Origin of the sequence: Thauera sp. 63, from assembly GCF_000310165.2 — a bacterium.
GTDB lineage: Bacteria > Pseudomonadota > Gammaproteobacteria > Burkholderiales > Rhodocyclaceae > Thauera > Thauera humireducens.
In genome coordinates this window covers 1-21,022 of sequence record NZ_AMXC01000012.1, presented here as the reverse complement: position 1 = coordinate 21,022, position 21,022 = coordinate 1, and the positions used below count along the sequence as shown (strand labels likewise).

Annotated in this window: 21 protein-coding genes; 11 read left to right on the top strand and 10 right to left on the bottom strand. The window is 66.0% G+C overall.

The features are described 5' to 3' along the window. Positions 1 to 439 precede the first annotated feature (439 nt). From C664_RS11905 to C664_RS11880, 6 genes are all read left to right on the top strand, one after another. Positions 440 to 1,555, top strand: a complete 1,116-nt coding sequence (locus tag C664_RS11905; RefSeq protein ID WP_004260227.1) for a branched-chain amino acid ABC transporter substrate-binding protein — start codon at positions 440 to 442, stop codon at positions 1,553 to 1,555. 160 nt (positions 1,556 to 1,715) lie between these two features. Next, positions 1,716 to 2,648, top strand: coding sequence for a branched-chain amino acid ABC transporter permease (locus tag C664_RS11900; RefSeq protein WP_004260224.1), 933 nt, complete (start codon positions 1,716 to 1,718; stop codon positions 2,646 to 2,648). Between the two features lie 15 nt (positions 2,649 to 2,663). Beyond that, positions 2,664 to 3,761 (top strand): ABC transporter permease subunit, encoded by a 1,098-nt coding sequence (locus C664_RS11895; protein WP_004260221.1) that lies wholly within the window; start codon positions 2,664 to 2,666, stop codon positions 3,759 to 3,761. Then, positions 3,758 to 4,531, top strand: a complete 774-nt coding sequence (locus C664_RS11890) for an ABC transporter ATP-binding protein (protein WP_004260218.1) — start codon at positions 3,758 to 3,760, stop codon at positions 4,529 to 4,531. Before C664_RS11895 ends, C664_RS11890 begins: the two co-directional genes overlap by 4 nt. Beyond that, a complete protein-coding gene (locus tag C664_RS11885; RefSeq protein WP_004260215.1) occupies positions 4,521 to 5,255 on the top strand; it encodes an ABC transporter ATP-binding protein in 735 nt (244 codons plus the stop codon). The genes C664_RS11890 and C664_RS11885 overlap by 11 nt, the downstream gene beginning before the upstream one ends. 125 nt (positions 5,256 to 5,380) lie before the next feature. Then, a complete protein-coding gene (locus tag C664_RS11880) occupies positions 5,381 to 5,773 on the top strand; it encodes a rhodanese-like domain-containing protein (RefSeq protein WP_004260211.1) in 393 nt (130 codons plus the stop codon). 48 nt (positions 5,774 to 5,821) lie between these two features. Here C664_RS11880 and C664_RS11875 read toward each other — a convergent pair whose 3' ends face one another. Continuing rightward, entirely contained in the window at positions 5,822 to 7,324 is a 1,503-nt protein-coding gene (locus C664_RS11875) for a YifB family Mg chelatase-like AAA ATPase (RefSeq protein ID WP_004260207.1), read from the bottom strand. A gap of 90 nt (positions 7,325 to 7,414) precedes the next feature. After that, positions 7,415 to 7,672 (bottom strand): accessory factor UbiK family protein, encoded by a 258-nt coding sequence (locus C664_RS11870; RefSeq protein WP_004260204.1) that lies wholly within the window; start codon positions 7,670 to 7,672, stop codon positions 7,415 to 7,417. 279 nt (positions 7,673 to 7,951) lie between these two features. On the opposite strand from C664_RS11870, the gene C664_RS11865 reads away from it, so the two are divergent. Genes C664_RS11865 through C664_RS11855 form a run of 3 tightly spaced genes read left to right on the top strand, consistent with a single transcriptional unit; the run spans position 7,952 to position 10,388 of the window. Next, positions 7,952 to 8,674: a TorF family putative porin gene (locus tag C664_RS11865; RefSeq protein ID WP_004260196.1), complete on the top strand. Its 723-nt coding sequence runs from the start codon at positions 7,952 to 7,954 to the stop codon at positions 8,672 to 8,674. A 29-nt stretch (positions 8,675 to 8,703) separates the two neighbouring features. Beyond that, on the top strand, positions 8,704 to 9,042 hold the full coding sequence (gene glnK / locus C664_RS11860; protein ID WP_004260191.1) for a P-II family nitrogen regulator: 339 nt from the start codon (positions 8,704 to 8,706) through the stop codon (positions 9,040 to 9,042). A gap of 14 nt (positions 9,043 to 9,056) precedes the next feature. Beyond that, positions 9,057 to 10,388 carry an ammonium transporter gene (locus tag C664_RS11855; RefSeq protein ID WP_004260186.1) on the top strand — a complete coding sequence of 444 codons (1,332 nt, stop codon included), beginning with the start codon at positions 9,057 to 9,059 and terminating at the stop codon, positions 10,386 to 10,388. 167 nt (positions 10,389 to 10,555) lie between these two features. Here C664_RS11855 and C664_RS11850 read toward each other — a convergent pair whose 3' ends face one another. The 3 genes from C664_RS11850 to thrH all read right to left on the bottom strand — a co-directional run bounded on the left by C664_RS11850 (position 10,556) and on the right by thrH (position 13,602). Beyond that, complete coding sequence (locus tag C664_RS11850) at positions 10,556 to 11,977, bottom strand: aspartate kinase (protein ID WP_004260175.1); 1,422 nt, start codon at positions 11,975 to 11,977, stop codon at positions 10,556 to 10,558. Between the two features lie 123 nt (positions 11,978 to 12,100). Then, the gene (gene purU, locus C664_RS11845; protein WP_004260172.1) at positions 12,101 to 12,976 is read right to left on the bottom strand and encodes a formyltetrahydrofolate deformylase; all 876 of its coding nucleotides are present in this window, start codon (positions 12,974 to 12,976) and stop codon (positions 12,101 to 12,103) included. 14 nt (positions 12,977 to 12,990) lie between these two features. After that, positions 12,991 to 13,602 (bottom strand): bifunctional phosphoserine phosphatase/homoserine phosphotransferase ThrH, encoded by a 612-nt coding sequence (gene thrH / locus C664_RS11840; protein ID WP_004260169.1) that lies wholly within the window; start codon positions 13,600 to 13,602, stop codon positions 12,991 to 12,993. A gap of 179 nt (positions 13,603 to 13,781) precedes the next feature. On the opposite strand from thrH, the gene C664_RS11835 reads away from it, so the two are divergent. Further along, a complete protein-coding gene (locus C664_RS11835) occupies positions 13,782 to 14,984 on the top strand; it encodes an HD-GYP domain-containing protein (protein WP_004260166.1) in 1,203 nt (400 codons plus the stop codon). Between the two features lie 32 nt (positions 14,985 to 15,016). Here the strand turns inward: C664_RS11835 and C664_RS11830 are convergent, their stop codons facing one another. Next, positions 15,017 to 16,960: an ATP-binding cassette domain-containing protein gene (locus C664_RS11830; protein WP_004260164.1), complete on the bottom strand. Its 1,944-nt coding sequence runs from the start codon at positions 16,958 to 16,960 to the stop codon at positions 15,017 to 15,019. 86 nt (positions 16,961 to 17,046) lie between these two features. Here C664_RS11830 and C664_RS11825 point away from each other — a divergent pair, with 86 nt between their 5' ends. Further along, complete coding sequence (locus C664_RS11825) at positions 17,047 to 17,772, top strand: hypothetical protein (protein ID WP_004260160.1); 726 nt, start codon at positions 17,047 to 17,049, stop codon at positions 17,770 to 17,772. Between the two features lie 71 nt (positions 17,773 to 17,843). On the opposite strand, the gene C664_RS11820 is transcribed toward C664_RS11825, so the two are convergent. The 4 genes from C664_RS11820 to C664_RS11805 all read right to left on the bottom strand — a co-directional run bounded on the left by C664_RS11820 (position 17,844) and on the right by C664_RS11805 (position 20,947). Beyond that, positions 17,844 to 18,452, bottom strand: coding sequence for a 2-hydroxychromene-2-carboxylate isomerase (locus tag C664_RS11820; protein WP_004260156.1), 609 nt, complete (start codon positions 18,450 to 18,452; stop codon positions 17,844 to 17,846). Positions 18,453 to 18,558: 106 nt separating this feature from the next. Next, a complete protein-coding gene (locus C664_RS11815; protein WP_004260155.1) occupies positions 18,559 to 19,476 on the bottom strand; it encodes a LysR family transcriptional regulator in 918 nt (305 codons plus the stop codon). 140 nt (positions 19,477 to 19,616) lie between these two features. Then, the gene (locus C664_RS11810; protein WP_004260153.1) at positions 19,617 to 20,036 is read right to left on the bottom strand and encodes a VOC family protein; all 420 of its coding nucleotides are present in this window, start codon (positions 20,034 to 20,036) and stop codon (positions 19,617 to 19,619) included. Further along, positions 20,033 to 20,947, bottom strand: coding sequence for a DMT family transporter (locus C664_RS11805; protein WP_198291518.1), 915 nt, complete (start codon positions 20,945 to 20,947; stop codon positions 20,033 to 20,035). The genes C664_RS11810 and C664_RS11805 overlap by 4 nt, the downstream gene beginning before the upstream one ends. Positions 20,948 to 21,022 lie beyond the last annotated feature (75 nt).

Sequence of the window (21,022 nt, the reverse complement as noted above, 5' to 3'; positions counted from 1 at the left end):
GGCGATCTTTACAACCATCCGCAACCGACCAAATGGCAAGACGACAGCGGTCCAGCCCTCACGACCTGACATGACGCTTACGATCTCGATCAGGGTTATCCGCAACATGGCACGGATTGTGCATCGCACCACTTGTTGACTGACGCGAAAATGAGCCACGAGCAGAGCAATTCGGCTGTTCGCATATGGAGGCGCTGGATTTGTCGAGCATTTCTCGCTGCGCCGCATCACATCAAGTGGGCAGAAGCACCCCGTAACGGGGCATGCCGGCGCCCCGTTTTTGTGCAGAATACGAAAACCTTTGTCACAGAGCCGGTTCTGGCCGGCGTGGCAGGAGGAGAAGGGGCCAGGGACAACGGCTCCGACGAGGGGAGACAAGACCTCGCAGATGCGTCGGACAACAACATCGTCATCCATTGATATCGCTGGAGAATCGAGCATGAAGAAAAGCATCGTTGCAGTCGCGGTCATGAGCATCGGTCTGGGCGCTGCCCACGCCCAGGAAGTCGTCAAGCTCGGCAGCGCAGCGCCGCTGACCGGCACCATCTCGCACCTTGGCAAGGATCTGGAAAACGGCAGCCGCATGGCGGTCGACGCGATCAACGCCCAGGGCGGCGCCGATATCGGCGGCAAGAAGGTCAAGTTCGAGCTGATCGGCGAGGACGATCAGGCCGACCCGCGTACCGGCACCACGGTGGCGCAGCGTCTGGTGGATGCGGGCGTCAAGGGCGTGATCGGGCACCTGAACTCGGGCACCTCGATTCCGGCTTCGCGCATCTACGACCAGGGCGGCGTGCCGCAGATCTCGCCGGCATCGACCAACCCCAAGCTGACGCAGCAGAACTTCAAGGGCGTGTTCCGCACCATCGCCAACGACGTGCAGCAGGGCGGTGCACTGGGCACCTTCGCGGTGAAGACGCTGGGCGCCGCCAAGGTCGCGATCATCGACGACCGCACCGCCTACGGCCAGGGCCTGGCGGACGAGACCGACAAGGCGGTGAAGGCGGCCGGCGCCCAGGTCGTCGCGCGTGAATTCACCACCGACAAGGCCACCGACTTCAACGCCATCCTGACGAAGATCCGCGCCACCAACCCGGACGTGATCTTCTTCGGCGGCATGGACGCCCAGGCCGGCCCGATGCTGCGCCAGATCAAGCAGCTCGGCATCAACGCCAAGTTCCTGACTGGCGACGGCGGCTGCAGCCCGGAAATGATCAAGCTCGCGGGCGACGCCATCAATGCGACCACCTATTGCTCGATGGCTGGCCTGCCGCTGGACAAGATGCCTGGCGGCGCCAAGTTCCGTGCCGACTACAAGGCACGCTTCAACGGCGAAGTGCAGCTCTACGCGCCCTATGCCTACGACGCCGCGATGGCGATCGTGAAGGCGATGGAAAAGGCGGGCTCGGTCGAGCCGTCCAAGTATCTGCCCGAGCTGAAGAAGATCAACTTCGACGGCGTCACCGGCAATGTCTCCTTCGACGACAAGGGCGACATCAAGGAAGGCGCGGTCACGATGTACCAGTTCAAGGACGGTACCTGGGTCGCGCTGTAAGCATCGGCAGCCCCTCACGCGCCCCGCGTGAGGGGCAAGGCCTGGAGAGTGCTTCGCCGCGCAGCCTCCAGACCTTGCCCCTCAGAGTCGTCCTGCCTGACCGCCACCCGGACCAACAGGCTCCTTCCCAAGGCCTCACCTGCTCAGCGACCCGTCCAAAATGGAAACCCTCATCCAACAACTCATCAACGGTCTGGTGATCGGCAGCGTGTATGCGCTGATCGCACTGGGCTACACGATGGTCTATGGCATCCTCGGCCTCATCAACTTCGCCCACGGCGACGTGCTGATGGTCGGCGCCCTGACCGCACTGCAGACCATGATGTTCCTGATGGGCGTCGCACCCGGGATGTCGCCCATCTACATGCTCACCATCGCGTTGATGGTCGCCATCCCCGTGTGCATGACGCTGGGCTTTCTGATGGAACGCCTCGCCTACCGGCGATTGCGCAATGCCCCCCGCCTGGCGCCGCTGATCACCGCGATCGGCATGTCCTTCCTGCTGCAGACCGTGGCGATGATCATCTGGGGACGCAACTACCACACCTTCCCGCAGCTGATCTCGACCACGCCGCTGGAACCGATCCCGGGCGTATTCATCACCCCGGTGCAGGTCGTCATCATCCTGGCCTCGGCCGCGATCATGATCGGGCTGACGCTGTTGGTGACCCGCACCAAGATCGGCCGCGCGATGCGCGCCACCGCCGAGAACCACCGCGTCGCCAGCCTGATGGGGGTCGACACCAACGCGGTGATCGCCTTCACCTTCGTCGTCGGCGCCGCACTGGCCGCGGTAGCGGGCGTGATGTTCGCCAGCAACTACGGCATCGCCCACTACGGCATGGGCTTCATGCCCGGCCTCAAGGCCTTCACCGCCGCGGTGCTGGGCGGCATCGGCAACCTGGGCGGCGCCATGCTCGGCGGCATCGTGCTCGGCCTGGTTGAATCCTTCGGTGCCGGCTACATCGAACACATGACCTTCGGCTTCCTGAACTCGTCCTACCAGGACATCTTCGCCTTCATCATCCTGGGCCTGGTGCTGATCTTCAAGCCCACCGGCCTGCTCGGCGAACGCGTGTCGGATCGGGCCTAAGGGGGCCGCACAACCATGAACGAACTCGTCTCCGCCGTCCCCTACCTGGGCAAGCGCAACCCGATGGCTGCGCGCTGGCTCATCATCATCATCGCCCTGGTGGCGCCGATCATCGCCTGGCAGTTCGGCAAGAGCTGGGTGCGCATCCTCGACTTCGCGCTGCTGTACATGATGCTGGCGCTGGGCCTGAACCTGGTGGTGGGCTTCGCCGGCCTGCTCGACCTGGGCTACATCGCGTTCTACGCCGTCGGGGCCTACACCTTCGCCTTCCTCGCCTCGCCGCACTTCGACATCCACCTGCCGTTCTGGCTGGTACTGCCGCTCGGGGCGGCCTTCGCCGCACTCGCGGGGATCATGCTGGGCTTTCCGGTCCTGCGATTACGAGGGGACTACCTCGCGATCGTGACCCTCGGCTTCGGCGAGATCATCCGCATCTTCATGCTGAACCTGAACTACCCGATCAACATCACCAACGGGCCGCAGGGCATCAACATGATCGACCCGATCAACCTGTTCGGCTGGGATCTGTCGCGCAACCTGCAGGTCACCGAAACCTTCTCGATCAACTCGCTGTTCCTGTACTACTACTTCTTCCTGCTGTGCGTGGCGGGCTCGATCCTGTTCATCCAGCGCCTGCAGATCTCGCGCGTCGGCCGCGCCTGGGCGGCGATGCGTGACGACGAGCTGGCGGCCAAGGCCATCGGCATCAACACGCGCAACATGAAGCTGCTGGCATTCTCGCTCGGCGCCACCTTCGGCGGCGTGGCGGGCGCGCTGTTCGGCGCCTTCCAGGGCTTCGTCAGCCCCGAGAGCTTCAGCCTGATGGAATCCATCGCCGTGCTGACGATGGTGGTGTTCGGCGGCATGGGCAACATCGCCGGCGCCATCATCGGCGCCTTCGTGCTCGCCCTGCTGCCCGAGATCCTGCGCGACGTCGCCGTGCCGCTGCAGCAGACGCTGTTCGGCACCGTGATCCTCGACCCCGAAGTGCTCCGCATGCTGCTGTTGTCGCTCGCCATGATCCTGATGATGCTGCTCCGCCCCTCGGGCATGATCCCCGCCCGCGCCCGCTACGCCCACCCCGAGAACATGAAGCAGGGAGGTGCGCAGTGATCACCCTGCTCGAAGCCCGTAACATCGGCAAGCGCTTCGGTGGCCTGCAGGCGTTGACCGACGTATCGCTGACCATCCGCAAGGGCGAGATCTATGGCCTGATCGGCCCCAACGGCGCCGGCAAGACCACCTTCTTCAACGTGCTGACCGGCGCCTACACGCCGGACGGCGGCGAGTTCGTGTTCAACGGCAGCGAACTGCCCGCCGGCAAGCCACACAAGATCGTCGGCCGCGGCATTGCCCGCACCTTCCAGAACATCCGCCTGTTCCGCGACCTCACCGCGCTCGAGAACGTCATGGCCGGCCACCACATCCGCACCAAGGCGGGCGTGTGGGGCATCCTGACGTGGAACCGCTTCACCCGCGAGGAAGAGCGACTGACCACGCAGCGCGCCTACGAGCTGCTCAATTACGTGGGCATTGGCCGCTTCGCCGACGTGGTGTCGAAGAACCTGTCCTACGGCGACCAGCGCCGGCTGGAGATCGCCCGCGCGCTCGCCACCGAGCCGCAGCTGCTGGCGCTCGACGAACCCGCCGCCGGCATGAACGCCACCGAAACCGCGCAGCTCAAGGTACTGATCGAGCAGATCCGTCACGACGGCATCACGGTGATGCTGATCGAGCACGACGTGAAGCTGGTGATGGGCCTGTGCGACCGCGTCGCGGTGCTGGACTTCGGCAAGAAGATCGCCGAGGACGTGCCCGCGGTGGTGCAGAAGAACGAAGCAGTCATCGCCGCCTACCTGGGCGGAGGCAAGCATGCACACTAATCCCACCTCCCCGCTGCTGCAGTTGCAGAACCTGCAGATCGCCTACGGCGGCATCCAGGCCGTCAAGGGCATCGACCTCGACCTGTGGGCGGGCGAACTCGTCTGCCTGATCGGCGCCAACGGCGCCGGCAAGACCACCACGCTCAACGCCATCGCCGGCGTGCTGCCGGTCGCCGGCGGCGACATCCTGTATGGCGGCGACCGGATGAACACCGTGCCGGCCCACAAGCGCCTGCGCAAGGGGATTGCACTGGTGCCCGAGGGGCGTGGCATCTTCACCCGCCTGACGGTAGAAGAGAACCTGCGCATGGGCGCCTACACCCGCAACGACAAGGCGGGCATCGAGACCGATCTGGAGCGCGTCTACACCATGCTGCCGCGGGTCAAGGAGCGTCTGCACCAGGTGGCCGGCACGCTGTCGGGCGGGGAGCAGCAGATGGTGGCCATCGGCCGTGCACTGCTGTCGCGCCCCAAGCTGCTACTGCTGGACGAGCCGTCGATGGGCCTGGCGCCGCTGGTGGTCGAGAAGATCTTCGAGGTCGTGCAGTCGGTGGCCCGTGAAGGCGTCACCATCCTGCTGGTCGAGCAGAATGCCAACCTGGCACTGGAGTTCGCCCAGCGCGGCTACGTGATGGAATCGGGCAAGATCACGCTGACCGGCACCGGAGACGAGCTGCTGGCCAACCCGAAGGTGCGCGCCGCCTATCTGGGCGAGATCGCCTGACCCCGGCGCCCGACCCGAACGCTCGCCGTCCTGGCGCTGGCCTTGGCCCTGGCCGCGCTGGAAACAGCCGGCAGGCAGTGCATTCGTTGTTCCGAATATAATCCTTCGCCCAAGGAGAACAACGCATGAAGCACATCCCCCCCAAGGAAGCCTATGCCTTCCTGCAGGCAAACCCGGAAGCGCTGCTGATCGATGTGCGCAGCGAGATCGAGTACCTGTTCGTCGGCCATCCCGTCGGCGCGATCCACGTCTCGTGGAACGACGGCCCGGACTGGGAGGTGAACCCGCACTTCGTCGGCGAGGTCAGAAAGCTGGCCGGCAACGGCGGCAAGCGCCCGATCCTGCTGATCTGCCGCTCGGGTAACCGTTCCGAGACGGCAGGCCATACGCTGATCGAGGCCGGCTTCGAAGAGGTCTACAACGTGCAGCATGGCTTCGAGGGCGAACTCGACGAGCGCCACCACCGCAACTCGGTGAATGGCTGGCGTTTCGACGGTCTGCCGTGGGAGCAGTGCTGAGGCGCGCACCACCGCGCTGACCGGACCGCGTTCGGCGCAGCCGTCGCCTCAGCGACCGTCCAGACTGCGGCGGTACTGGATCGCCTCCGCCACATGCGCCGCGCCCGGCTGCGCGGCACCTGCCATGTCGGCCAGCGTGCGCGCCACCCGCAGGATGCGGTGATAGGCGCGCGCCGAGAGATCCAGACGATTCATCGCCTGCTGCAGCAGGGCTGCGCCCGCCGCATCCGGCAGGCAGAAACGTTCCACACCGCGGCTGTCGAGCCGCGCATTCACGTCGCCCTGGCGTTCCATCTGCTGCGCCCGCGCCTGCACCACGCGCGCCCGCACGTCCGCTGACGAGGGCGCCGGGACCGCCGTGGCGAGCTCCTCGTGCGCCAGCACCGGAACCTCGACCACCAGGTCGATGCGGTCCAGCAGCGGCCCGGAGAGTTTTCCGCGATAGCGGGCAACCTGTTCGGGCGTGCACCTGCAGGGCTTTCGCGGGTGTCCCGCATAGCCGCAGGGACAGGGATTCATCGCTGCCACCAACTGGAACCGGGCGGGGAACTCCGCACGTCTGCGGGCGCGCGAGACGCTGATATGGCCTGTTTCCAGCGGTTCGCGCAGGGATTCGAGCACACGGCGGTCGAACTCGGGCAACTCGTCGAGGTAGAGCACCCCGTTGTGGGCCAGCGAGATCTCGCCCGGCCGCGGCGTCGCCCCGCCGCCCACCAGTGCCGCCGCCGAGGCCGAGTGATGCGGACTGCGGAAGGGGCGCTGGGCCCAGCGCGACGCATCGAAACTGCCTTCGAGTGAACACACGGCCGCGGTCTCGAGCGCTTCATGTTCGAGCATGGGTGGCAGCAGGCCGGGCAGCCGCTGCGCCAGCATGGACTTGCCCGTGCCCGGCGGACCGAACAGCAGCAGCGAGTGCGCGCCCGCGGCGGCTACTTCCAGCGCACGGCGCGCCTGGAGCTGCCCGCGCACATCGGCAAGGTCGGGCGCGCACGCCGTGGCGGCAGCGGCCGGATTGTCGAGCACGGTCGGCGGCAGCGGCGTGTGGCCATTGAGGTGCGCCGCCACCGCACACAGGCTGGCCGCCGGCAACACGGTCGCGGTACGCGCCAGCGCCGCTTCGGGCGCGTTGGCCGTCGCCACCACGAGACTGCGCCGCGCACGCCCTGCGGCCAGCGCCACGGCAAGCACGCCGCGCACCGCGCGCAGCTCGCCATTGAGCGACAGCTCGCCGCAGAACTCCAGCCCGTCGAGCAGCCTGCCGGCGACCTGGCCGGAAGCGACAAGAATGCCCACGGCGATCGCCAGATCGAAGCGCCCGCCCTCCTTCGGCAGATCGGCAGGCGCCAGATTGACCGTGATGCGCCGCTGCGGGAACTCGAACTGCGAGGTCTGAAGGGCCGCACGCACCCGGTCGCGCGCCTCGCGTACCTCGGTGTCGGGCAGGCCGACGAGACTGAAGGCGGGCAGGCCGTTGGCCAGATGCACCTCGACCGTGACCTCCGGCGCGTCGAGACCATCGAGTGCGCGGCTGCGCACGAGTGCAAGCGACATGCGGCTCTCCAGACTGGGCGGGGGGCCAGTCTAGCGGAGAACACACTAATGACAAACAGATAAGCCGGACGACATGTCCGGCACCGGAGATCAGGCCGGCTTGTCACCCTCGCCGGCGAGGCGGCGCTCGAGCTCGACAACGCGGGCTTCCAGATCGGCAACCTTCTGGCGCGCATGGGCCAGCACTTCGCGCTGCACCTCGAATTCCTCGCGGGTCACGAGGTCGAGCTTGCCGAAGGCGCTGCCGAGCATGGCCTTGACGTTCTTCTCGATGTCGCGGGCGGGGCTGTTGGCCGCCAGTTCGGAGAGTTTGGAGCCGATTTCGTCGAGAAAGCGCGGAGTAGCCATGATCGGTAGTGAAGTGCCGGTTGTAGACGGTCGAAGTCTAGCACGCCCGCCAAGACTGCCCGGCGTCGGCCGCGGACACCGCGCCGATGCCGATGCACCACATCGGTGCATCGCGTCCCGCTTTCGTGCGCGATTTCATCTCGCACCGCAGCAACGCCGCCTGAAAAGCGCCATCGGCGCATGTGAAACCCGCATGAACACTGGATTTCACGAAGCTGGCACGCGGCCTGCTAAAGGTTGTTCGTCGGAACCCCTCATCTGTCTCAGGAGAAAACAACCATGCACAAGACCCTTGTCGCCGCTGCCCTCGCCGCCGCCCTTCCCTTCGCGGGGGCAGCCCACGCCGAAGAGAGCCCCTTCTCCGCCAACGTGGGCATCGTGTCGGACTATGCCTACCGCGGCATCAGCCAGACCGACGAGCGTCCGGCCCTGCAGGGCGGCTTCGATTATGCGCACGCGAGCGGCTTCTACGTCGGCGTGTGGGGCTCGAACGTCTCCTGGCTCAATGACGTCGACACCACCGACTCGACCGGCAACAGCCTCGAGATCGACCTCTACGCCGGCTACAGCGGCGAAGCCGGCCCGATCGGCTACGACGTCGGCCTGCTGCAGTACTACTACCCGGGCAGCTACAGCTCGACGTGGAAGACCGAGACCGGCCTGACCAAGCCGAACACGCTGGAGGGCTACATCGGGCTGTCGTGGGAGTTCCTGTCGTTCAAGTACTCCTACTCGTTCACCGACCTGTTCGGCCTGCCGGACTCGGAAGGCAGCCAGTACTACGACCTGGGCGTGTCCTACGAACTGGGTGGCGGATTCAACCTCGACGCGCATTACGGCTACAACGACCTCAAGGGCGGTGACGACTACAAGGACTGGAAGCTCGGCGTGACCAAGGAGCTCGGCGGCTTCGAGTTCGGTCTGCACTACGTCGACACCGACATCAAGGACGTCGATCTCGCCGATGAGCGCTTCATCGTGTCGGTCAGCAAGTCCTTCTGATCACCCCGCCAGCTGAACGGGAGAAAACCATGAAATTCATCGCTGCGATCATCAAGCCCTTCAAGCTCGACGAGGTGCGCGAAGCGCTGTCCGCCATCGGTGTGCAGGGCATCACCGTCACCGAGGTCAAGGGCTTCGGCCGCCAGAAGGGCCACACCGAGCTCTACCGCGGCGCCGAGTACGTCGTCGATTTCCTGCCCAAGGTGAAAGTCGAGGCAGCCGTGTCCGACGACCTCCTGGACCAGGCGATCGAGGCCATCGAGAAGTCCGCCGCCACCGGCAAGATCGGCGACGGCAAGATCTTCGTCTTCGAACTGGAACAGGCCATCCGCATCCGCACCGGCGAGACCGGCCCGGACGCGCTGTAAGGGAGATCATCAAAATGAAGAAACGCTTTGCACTTCTGCCGGCGCTGGCCCTCGGTGGCGCGCTTGCCGGCGCATCGGGCGGCGCCTTCGCCCAGGAGGCCGCCGCCGCTGCGGTCGAGGTCAACAAGGGCGATGTGGCCTGGATCATGACGGCCACCCTGCTCGTGCTGATGATGGCCCTGCCCGGCCTCGCACTGTTCTATGGCGGCCTGGTACGCGCCAAGAACATGCTGTCGGTGCTGATGCAGGTCATGACCGTGTTCTCGCTGAATGCCCTGCTGTTCGCCATCTACGGTTACAGCCTGGCCTTCACCGAAGCCAGCCCCTTCATCGGCTCGCTGGACAAGATCTTCCTGTCCGGGGTGACGATCGACACGCTCGCAGACACCTTCACCGAGACGGTGAAGCTGCCCGAGTTCGCCTTCATCGCGTTCCAGGCCACCTTCGCCGGCATCACCGGTGCGCTCATCGTCGGCGCCTTCGCCGAACGCATGAAGTTCTCCGCGGTGCTGATCTTCTCGGTGATCTGGTTCACCTTCTGCTACCTGCCGATCTGCCACATGGTGTGGGGCCCGGGCGGCTACCTGCTGGAGGACGGCGCGCTCGACTTCGCCGGCGGCACCGTGGTGCACATCAACGCCGGCGTCGCCGGCCTGGTGGGCGCCTACATGGTGGGCAAGCGCATCGGCTTCGGTCGCGAATCAATGGCGCCGCACAGCCTGACGCTGACCATGGTCGGTGCCTCGCTGCTGTGGGTGGGCTGGTTCGGCTTCAACGCCGGCTCTAACCTCGAAGCCACCTCGGGCGCCGCGCTGGCCTTCATCAACACGCTGGTGGCCACGGCTGCCGCGGTGCTGGCCTGGTCGCTGGGTGAGGCACTGCTGAAGGGCAAGCCCTCGATGCTGGGTGCGGCGTCGGGCGCGGTGGCCGGCCTGGTCGCCATCACCCCGGCCTGCGGTTCGGTCGGCCCGATGGGCGCCATCGTCATCGGCCTGCTGTCGGGCTTCATCTGCCTGTGGGGCGTGAATGGCCTGAAGCACATGCTCGGCGCGGACGACGCACTCGACGTGTTCGGGGTGCATGGCGTGGGCGGCATCGTCGGCGCCATCCTGACCGGCGTGTTCGCGGCCCCGTCGCTGGGCGGCACCGGCGGCGAGGACTTCGCGATGGGTGCGCAGGTGTGGATCCAGACCTGGAGCGTGATCATCACCATCGTGTGGTCCGCCGTGGTCGCCTTCGTCGCCTACAAGATCGCGGACGTCCTGGTCGGCCTGCGCGTGCCGGAAGAGGAAGAGCGCGAGGGCCTGGATATCACCGCCCACGGCGAAACCGCCTACCGGATGTAAGCGGGAACGATGTCACCTGCGGAGCCGGTCCTCCCCGGCTTCGTTTTAACGCGGCGCTCCACGGGGCGCCGTTTTTTTTCGCGCCGGGTGTACGCAAAGAAAGCGGGGCGGCCCGAAGGCCGCCCCGATCGCATTCCTCGCCCTGCGCGAACGCGGGAGCAGGACGCTCAGACCCGCGGCACCGGCACGCCGGGATTGACGCACAGCGCCTGGTTGAGGGCGACGATCGCCTTCTTGTAGTCGCTGCGCTCGATGATGAACTGCATGTTCACCTGGCGCAGGGTCTGCGACACGCAGTTGACGTTGACGCCCGCGTCCGCCAGCGTCTGCGCCGCGCGCGCGAGCACGCCGGGAATGCTGATGTTGGAGCCGATCGCGCACACGATGGCGCTGGGCTTCACCGTCACTACTTCGTAGCGCGCCTCCAGCTCGGCGATGAGCTCGGCCGTCACCGAGCTTTCCCACAGCACGTGGGCGATCGAGTTGGCGTTGGTGGCCTTCAGGATGTACGAGATGCCGTGCCTGCAGAAGATCTCCATCAGCCCCAGGTCGAAGCCGACGGTGCCGACCATGCTGGGGTCGTGGATCTCGACCAGCGTGACCTTGTCGCTGCCGGTCACCATCTCGACGCGGGCGCGTTCGCCCACGTAGTCCTTGGTGATCAGCGTGCCCGGATGGTCGGGCTCGAAGGTGTTCTTCAGGCGGATCGCGATGCCGGCCAGCTCGATCGGCTTGGCCGCCTTCGGGTGGATGGCCTCCATGCCGACGTCGGCGAGCTGGTCGGCGACGTCGTAGTTGGTCGCCCCCACGACCACCGCATTCTCGAGGCCGACCAGATTGGGGTCGGCGGAGGACAGGTGGAACTCCTTGTGGATGACGGCTTCGGCGGGGCGCAGCTCGACGGCGATCTTGCTGAAGGTGACCTCGGAATAGCCGCGGTCGAACTCGCGCATGATGCCTTCGGTACCCTTGGTGTAGCCGGTGGCGACGATGACGTTGTTGGCGAGATCCAGGCCCTTGAAGCTGTTCTGGATGCGCTCGTCGATGGTCCAGGCTTCGTCGTCGTGGAAGCCGGCGAGATCGAGCAGGATGGCCTTGACGCCATTGGCCTTGAGCATCTCGACACTGTTGAACGCGCTGTGCGACTCGCCGATCGAGGCCAGCACCTCGCGCGCGGCGAGCAGCACGTCCTTGCGACTGATGTAGCCGCTGGCGAGCACGTGGTGCATGGCCTCGAGGTACTTCTTGACCTCGCCGATACGGGTATCGACGAAGGCGTCGGCCACATCCAGCGGCAGGCCGAGATCGGCGAAACCGGCGTTGAGCTTCTTCAGGCTGGCCGCCAGGCCATCCAGCGCGGCGTGGTAGTTCGCACCGTCGGCGAACAGCGCGTAGATGCCCGGCTCACCGGTCTTCTTGTGTTCCAGCAGCTGGTTCGTCACGCCCGAATAGGCGGACACCACGTAGATGCGCCCGTAGATGCGCGATTTGTCGTGGAGCATGATGTGGCGCAGCACATCGCCGAATGCCGACATCGACGTGCCACCGATTTTCTCGACCGTGAGCATGTTCTTTCCCGAGTTGTGCATGAGGTGTATCCCAGTTCTTTTTGCGGACCGCCCGAAACCCGACATCGTATTGTCTTGATGGGGATTTGGACATAGGCGGGCCACGGTCCCGGCCTCGCCGGGCGGGGCGAGCGCCCCGATCGCTCAGCGGAACACGATGGTCTTGTTGCCGTGCACCAGCACCCGGTCTTCAAGGTGGTAGCGCAGGCCGCGGGCGAGCACCGTCTTCTCGATGTCCTTGCCGTAGCGGACCATGTCCTCGACCGCATCGGAGTGGTCGATGCGGATCACGTCCTGCTCGATGATCGGCCCCTGGTCCAGGTCGGCGGTGACGTAATGGCAGGTGGCGCCGATGAGCTTGACGCCCTTGGCCCAGGCCTGGTGGTAGGGCTTGGCGCCGACGAAGCTGGGCAGGAAGCTGTGATGGATGTTGATGATGCGGCCGGGGTAGGCGGCACACAGCTCCGGCGACAGGATCTGCATGTAGCGCGCCAGCACCATGGTGTCGCCGCGCACTTCCTCGAAGATGCGCTGCACTTCGGCGTAGGCCGAAGCCTTGTTGTCGGCGGTGACCGGCACGTGATGGAAGGGAATGCCGTGCCACTCGACGAAGCCGCGGAAGGCGTCATGGTTGGAGATCACGCACGGGATCTCGATGTCGAGTTCCTTCGACTGCCAGCGTGCGAGCAGGTCGTACAGGCAGTGCTCCTGCTTGCTGACCAGCATCACGACACGCTTCTTGACCGCGGAGTCGCTGATCTTCCACTCCATCTCGAGTTCCTCCGCCAGCGGGCGGAAGCGCTCGCGGAACTCGGCAAGGTGGAAGGGCAGCGAGTCGGCCTTGATCTCGATGCGCATGAAGTAGCGGCCGACCGACTCGCCTTCGGCCGGTTGCTCGGCGTGCAGCGAGGTCTCGAGGATCCAGCCCTTGTGCTCGGCGATGAAGCCGGAGACCTTGGCGACGATGCCGACGCGGTCGGGGCAGGAGGCGGACAGGGTGTAGAAGCGTTCGCGGTGCATGGCGTGTGGGTGCCTCAGCCGGCGCGGGCAAATGCTTTGTCGATCTCGGCGCGCAGGGCAGCGTAGTCGCGCACCACCGGATACTGCGGGAACTCGCGCACCACGTTCTCCGGCGGGTGGAACAGGATGCCGCCGTGGGCCTCGCCCAGCATCGCGGTATCGTTGTACGAGTCGCCCGCGGCCACGACCTTGAAGTTCAGTTCCTTGAAGCGCTTGACGGCCTCGCGCTTCTGGTCGGGCATGCGCAGGTGGTAGTTGACCAGGATGCCCTCGGCGTTGGCTTCGAGACTGTGGCAGAACAGGGTCGGCAGGCCGAGCTGCTTCATCAGCGGCTTGGCGAACTCGTAGAAGGTGTCGGACAGGATCACCACCTGGTAGGTGTCGCGCAGATCGTCGAGGAAGGCGCGCGCACCCTCCATCGGCCCCATGCTGGCGATCACGTCCTGAATGTCGGGCAGGCCCAGCTTCTTCTCCGCCAGGATGTTCAGGCGGTACTTCATCAGCGTGTCGTAGTTGGGCTCGTCACGCGTGGTGCGGCGCAGCTCGGGGATGCCGGTACGCTCGGCGAATTCGATCCAGATTTCGGGGACCAGCACACCTTCGAGGTCGAGACAGACGATACGCACTGCACACTCCTGCAGACAATATTTGGCCAAGGCCGCGATTCTAGCATTCGCCTCCGGCACTGTCGGTCGGGCGACGACAAGCACGGTCAGTGTGGTCAACTTCTCGAAGCGGGCAACATCCCGGTGGCAGGCACGGCACGCGAATCGGATAATTCCGGCAAATTCACTCCAAAATTCAGATGATCAAGCTGATCCCCATCGAGAAGCTCCAGCCCGGCATGTACATCCACGACCTGAACTGCGGGTGGATGGAACATAACTTTCTGCGCAACCGCTTCGCGGTGAAGTCCGACGAGGACGTCACCAAGGTGCGCGAACTGGGCGTGCATGAGATCTACATCGACATCGGCCAAGGGCTCGATGTCGAGCAGGCGCCGACACAGGAAGAGGCCGCCCATCAGGTCAACGAGGCGCTGGAGGCGATCGCCAAGAACACCGCGACACCGCCCCGGCACGACGCGGTGCAGCGCGAAGTGGGACGTGCCCACAGCCTGCACAACGAAGCCAACCGCATCGTGCGCGACATGATGGGCGACATCCGGCTCGGCAAGCAGATCCAGCTCGAGCAGATCGAGCCGCTGGTCGAACGCATCGTCGACTCGATCTTCCGCCAGCAGGATGCGATGCTGCCGCTGGCGCGGCTCAAGGAGCACGACGAGTACACCTTCCAGCACTCGGTCTCGGTGTGCGCGCTGATGACCTCGTTCGCGCGCACGCTGAAGCTGCCGCGCGACATCATCCACGAGATCGCCGTCGGCGCCCTGCTGCACGACGTGGGCAAGGCCAAGGTACCCGACGAGATCCTGAACAAGCCGGCCAAGCTCACCGACGCCGAGTTCCTGAAGATGAAGAGCCACGTCGTGCAGAGCAAGATCATCCTGCAGGGCACGCCGGGCATCAGCCAGATCGCGCTGGACGTGGCGGCGCAGCACCACGAGCGCTTCGACGGCACTGGCTACCCGAACAAGCTCAAGGGCGACGAGATCAGCCTGTACGGCCAGATGGGGGCGATCGTCGACGTGTATGACGCGATCACATCCAACCGCGTCTATCACAAGGGCATGGCGCCAACCGAAGCGCTGCGCAAGCTGCTGGAGTGGAGCAAGTTCCACTTCAACCCGACGCTGGTGCAGGCCTTCATCCGCGCCGTCGGCATCTACCCCACCGGTTCGCTGGTGCGCCTGGAGAGCCGCCGCCTCGCCGTGGTGCAGGCGCAGAACCCCGAGAACCTCATGCAGCCGGTGGTGAAGGTGATCTTCCACTCCCGTGGCTACTACATGACGCCCGAGATCGTGGATCTGCGCCGCTCGCAGGACCGCATCGTCGGCCACGAGGACTTCGAGGCCTGGAACATCGACCCCGCACGCTGGCTGCCGGAATAGGCGATCGGCAGCAGGCTGCGAGGTCGCCCGCTTCAGTCGGCGGGAATCGCCTCCAGCGCCTCGTGCAGTTCCAGCCAGCGCAGCTCGGCCTCCTCGATGCGCCCGGCGAGTTCGGCCTGGCGCCTGTTGAGCGCCGGCACCTCGCCCGCCTGCGGGCCGGTGTAGAGCGCCGGGTCGGCAAGCTGCGCGTCGATCTCGGCCTTTTCCTTGTTCCAGGCGGCCAGGCGCTTGTCGATCTGCTCGATCTCCTTCACCAGCGGCCGGCGCGCGGCCAGCCGCGCCTGGCGGTCGGCCGCGGCCTGGGCGCGGTCGGCCTTGCGCGCAGCCTTGTCGGCGGCCTGATCGGGGCAGGCTGCGGCAGCGGCGACTTCCGCCCGGCGGGTGGCGAGCCAGTCGCGGTAGTCGTCGAGGTCGCCATCGAAGGGCTGGATACACCCGCCGTCGACCAGCAGGAAACGATCGCAGGTGGCACGCAGCAGCGCGCGATCGTGCGACACCAGCACCATTGCGCCCTCGTAGTCCTGCAGCGCCATCGTCAGTGCGTGGCGCATCTCGAGGTCGAGGTGGTTGGTCGGCTCGTCGAGCAGCAGCAGGTTGGGCCGCTGCCAGATCAGCAGCGCCAGCGCCAGGCGCGACTTCTCGCCGCCGGAGAACGGGCCGCAGGGGGTGGTCGCCGGCGTGGAGGTGCCGCCCACGCCGTCGCCGCGGAAGTCGAAGCCGCCGAGATAGTCGCGCAGCTCCTGCTCGCGCGTCTGCGGGTCGAGGCGGACCATGTGCTGCAGCGCCGACTCGTCCGGGCGCAGGGTCTCGAGCTGATGCTGGGCGAAGTAGCCGGTGGCCAGCCCCTTGCCTTCCAGCCGGCGGCCGCTGGCGAGCTGCAACTCGTGGGCGAGCAGCTTGATCAGCGTCGACTTGCCGGCGCCATTGCGCCCGAGCAGGCCGACGCGCTCGCCGGGGCGCAGGGTCAGCGTGATGCGCTCGAGCACCGTCTTGTCGCCGTAGCCGACTGCGCCGTCCTCGATCTGCAGCAGCGGGTCGGGCGCCGGCGGCGCGTCACGGAAGCCGAAGGTGAAGGGCGTGTCCACATGCGCCGCGGCGATGCGCTCCATGCGCTCGAGCGCCTTGATCCGGCTCTGCGCCTGGCGGGCCTTGGTGGCCTTGGCGCGGAAGCGGCGGATGTAGTCTTCCATGTGCGCGATCTCGCGCTGCTGCTTGTCGAACATCGCCTGCTGCTGCAGCAGGCGCTCGCCGCGCTGGCGCTCGAAGTCGGAATAGCCGCCGGTATAGAGCGCGAGCCTCTGCTGCTCGATGTGGGCAATGTGGGTGACGCAGGCGTCGAGGAACTCGCGGTCGTGCGAGATCAGCAACAGCGTGCCGCGGTAGTCGCGCAGCCAGGCCTCGAGCCAGATCACCGCGTCGAGGTCGAGGTGGTTGGTGGGCTCGTCGAGCAGCAGCAGGTCGGAACGGCACATCAGCGCCTGCGCCAGGTTCAGGCGCATGCGCCAGCCGCCGGAGAAATCGGACACCGGACGCTCGATGTCCGCGGGCAGGAAGCCGAGACCGTCGAGCAGCGCTGCCGCGCGCGAACGCGCCGCATAGCCGCCGATCTCGTGCAGGCGGGCGTGGAGTTCACCGATATGCGCGCCGATGTGCTCGCCATCGTGGGCGGCCTCGGCGGCAGCCAGTTCGGCCTCGATGCGGCGCAACTCGGCGTCGCCGTCGAGCACGTAGTCGATCGCCGGCTGCGGCAAACCGGGCGTTTCCTGCGCGACGTGCGCGATCACCCAGCCGGGCGGCATGTCGAGGTCGCCCTGGTCGGGGTGGAGTTGGTCGCGCAGCATGGCGAACAGGCTGGACTTGCCGCTGCCGTTGGCACCGGTGAGGCCGACCTTCCAGCCGGGGTGGATCTGCAGCGTGGCGGCCTCGATGAGGACCCTGGCGCCGCGCGCGAGGCGCAAATTGCGAAGACTGATCACGAACGGATACACGGCCGCAGGGCCGCGAAAGCAGGTAAAGGCGCTATTCTACGCGCCAAGCGAATCGTCCCCGGAACCTTGCGCGCATGTCCCGCCCCAGCGTCTTCCCCGCCCTGCCCCGCAGCATCCTGTCCCTGTCCGCCGTCGCCCTGCTGTCGCTGTCGCCGGCCGCCCTTGCCCAGCCGGCCCCCACGCCGCAGGCCGAAGCCGAAGCGGCCGAACGCACGCGGCGCGTCGCCGAGGATGCGCGCCGGGCCGAACTCGAAGCGCAGGCGAAGGCCTTGCGTGACGAGGCCGAGACCACGTTCAAGGCCACCGAGGCGGGCTGCTACGACACGTTCATGGTCAATCACTGCATTGACAAGGCCAAGCGCCAGCGACTCGACACCATCCAGCAAGCCCGCGCGCTGGAAGCCGAGGCGCGCCAGATCGACCTTGCGCAACGTCAGCGCGCTGCGGCCGAGGTGCAGGCCAGCCAGCGGCTCGCCCCGCCCTCCGAGCCTGCCGCCCCCGCGCCGGACCCCGAGGCGGCCCGCCGTGCGCCGACCGTCATCCCCGTGCCTGCACCGGATGTCGACATCGCGCCGACCCCCGAAGCCGATCGCATCCGTCGCGACCGCGCTCGATCGGCAAGCGACGCTGCGGCCACGGCCGAGGCGCAACGCGCCGCGCGCGATGCCGAACGCGCCGCCAAGCGTGCGGATACCGAGGCCGAAGCCGCCGCCCGCGCCGAAGCCGCGGCACGCGACCGTGCGCGCTACGAAGAGCGCCTGCGCAAGTACGAAGAAGAGCAGGCCGCGAAGAAGAAGTAGGGACGTCGCGGACCGACGCAGGCAGCGAAGCCGCCTGCGGCTCCCGGTTGGCAGCGCTGTCCGCAGCCGTATTACAGCGCTCGAACGCCGCGCGCCCAGTCCAGCGCGTCCTCGAGGCGGTCGTTGCCCCAGAACAGCTCGTCGCCGACGCGGAAGCTCGGTGCGCCGAACAGACCCAGCTCCGCCGCGCGCTCGGTCTGGCAGCGCAATGCGAGCTTGTTGGCATCGGCCAGCGCGCGGCCGATCACCGCCTCGGCATCCAGCCCCTGCGCCGTGAGGATGTCGGCAATCACCTCGCGCTGGCCGATGTCCCGGTCCTCGGCGAAGTTCGCGTTCATCACCGCACGCGAGAACGGCGCCACCCAGCCTTCGCCCACACCGACCAGCGCCACCCGCGCCGCCAGCACGCTGTTGCGCGGAAAGCCGCTGGGCTTGAGGAACGGCAGGTGGTGCTTGGCCGCCAGGCGCTCCAGGTCGCGCCACATGTAGCGCCCCTTGGGCGGATAGATGTTGAACGGCGAGTCGTTCCAGCCCAGCGCCATGAACACTGGCCCGAGCAGGAAGGGCCTCCACACCAGCTCGACACCCGCCGCCTCGGCCAGCGGTTCGATGCGCATCACCGACAGCCAGGAATAGGTGCTGGCAAACTCGTACCAGAATTCGACGACGGGACGGGACATGACGGACTCCATCAGCGCGTGGACAGACTGAGAATATAGCCCACCGACTCCCGGGAGCCGGAACACGGCTCGTTCGCTTGAAGTGTCAGCGAACCGTCATCGCCACTCAGAGCGGGGTCATGCCCGGCACGTGGCTGGGCGTGACGAGTTGCTGAATCTGCTTCTTCAGGGCCGAGGCCAGCTGACTGAAGTCCGAGCGCCGGGAAAGGACGCCGATATTGAGGACGGGAAGCGGATTGGAGATCGGCACCGAAACGATGGGCTTGCCGTCAAGCGCGGCATTGTTGACCGGACGCACGACGCCAATCGAGACGCCGATGCCGTTCGCGACCATCGAGCGGACGACCTCGAAATGCGTCGTCTTCATCCGGACGTTCGGCGAGACGCCCGACTTCTCGAAAATGGACAGGAAGTAATCCCGGCTGATCGGGAGATCCAGAAGGATGTAGGGGTCGCCCTCCAGCTCCTTGATATCCACTGACGACATGGTCGCCAGGCGGTGATTCGCATCCACCATCACCACCGGCGGCAGGCCGGCAAGGGGCTCGAACCAGAGATCCTGAGGGATGTGCATCTCGTAGGTGATCGCAAGGTCGATGATGCCGCGCCGCAAATACCCGATCAATTGGTCCTGGCTCCCCTCGAGCAACTCGATGCTCACAGCCGGATGCCGTTCGGCAAAGGACTGGCAGATCTCGGGCAATACGAGGGGCGCCAGCGTGATGAACGAGCCCAGCGTGACCTTTCCCCGCAATTCCCCCTTGACCAGACCGCTGAAATCCTGCAGTCCGTGCGCCTTCTCGAGCAGCGCCCGCGTATGGCTCAGGACCTCGCTGCCGGCATCGGTCAATTGAAGTCCACTGGGCTGACGTACGAAGAGCCGTACCTCGAGCGCCTCCTCGAGCTGAGCGATGGCGACGGATATCGAGGGCGGCGAGACATGCACCTTCTCCGCCGCACCCGCAATCGTCCCGCATTCGGCGACAGCGACAAAATACTCAAGCTGCTTGAAGGTGTACCGCATATGCTGCTAAGCGCTCCTGATCCGTTCGGCCGTCCGGAACACCATCATCCCGGACGAATCACGGCACCTGCCATCGCTTGAATACACGCCAGCGATGGCGCGACAGGCCCGTGACCCAGACCGGAGTTTAGCAGCGAAGCTCACCAGCTCCCCGTGTTGGGCATGTCTGCCCATGGCTGCCGCGGCGGCAGGGGCTCGCCATTCTGGAGAAGCTCGATCGAAATCCCGTCCGGAGAACGCACGAAAGCCATGTACCCGTCACGGGGAGGCCGATTGATCGTCACGCCATGCGTCTTCAGTCTTTCGCAAACGGCATAGATATCGTCAACCCCGAATGCCAGATGACCAAAATTACGCCCTCCGGAATACGTTTCGGGTGCCCAATTGTGGGTCAATTCAATCTGGACGGAATGATCGCCCGGCGCAGACAGATAGTAGTTCGTGAATTGCCCCTTTTCCGATTCGCGCTTGCGGATGAGTTCGAGCCCGAGCGCATCGCAGTAGAAACGCAGGGATTCGTCCGGGTTGGAGACACGTACCATTGCATGCAGATATTTCATTTCCTTTCACCTTCTCCGATTGCAGCGTCTGAGCGCCGCAGTTCGTGCCTGAGGACATAGAGTCCCGACAGCAGGATCACCACACCGCCCACCAGGGTATGCATCCCCGGGAGCACGCTCCAGATCAGCCAGTCCACGCCGACGCCCCAGGCCAGCGCGGTGTATTCAAAGGGGGCCACCACCGAAGCCTGGCCATGGCGGAAGGCCTCGGTGATGCCCAGTTGCGCCAGAAAGCCGACCAGCGCCAGTGCGACCAGCAACCACACGTGCTCGTCTCGAATGGGCATCCAGTCTGGAAGGGCGAGCGCACTGGGCAGAACCGCCATCATCGCCATCATCCAGAACATCAGGCTCTCCTTGGAGTCGGTCCGGCTTCCCAGGCGGGTCAGAACGGCGACACCGGCATAGCAGAAGGCCGCGCCCACGATGAACAGTCCCGCCCAGTTGAAGAACGCCTCTCCCCCCGGGCGCAGCGCGATCAGTACGCCGAGCAGGCCACCGACCAGGGCATACCAGTGCACGGCCGTCCCCCTTTCGCCGAGCAGGGGGCCGGCGAGCAAGGTCATCAGCAGGGGCGCGACGAAATACAGGGTGTAGGCGTTGGCCAGCGGCAGATCGCGATAACCGAGCGTCAGGAGCACGAGCATGCCCACGGCCAACATCCCTCGCATGAGCTGGAGCGGCACACGGACCCGGATCAGCGACCGCCACGCGCGCCGCCGATGAATCCAGACGAGCAGTACCGGCAGGGCAACAAGGCCTCGCAGGCCGGCCACTTGCAAGGGTGGGTAATGCGCGACCAGCAGCTTCAGGATGGCATCGACGAGCGCGAACATCGCCACGCCGAACACCATTGCGACGATGCCCAGGAAGTTCCCGCTCCAGCCCTGCAATGAATCGACCCTTGTCACGCCCCGCCTCACCCTGACCTCACCCCGAAGCATCCCGCAAGACCGAGACGCTCCCTAAGCACTACGGCAGGGGGG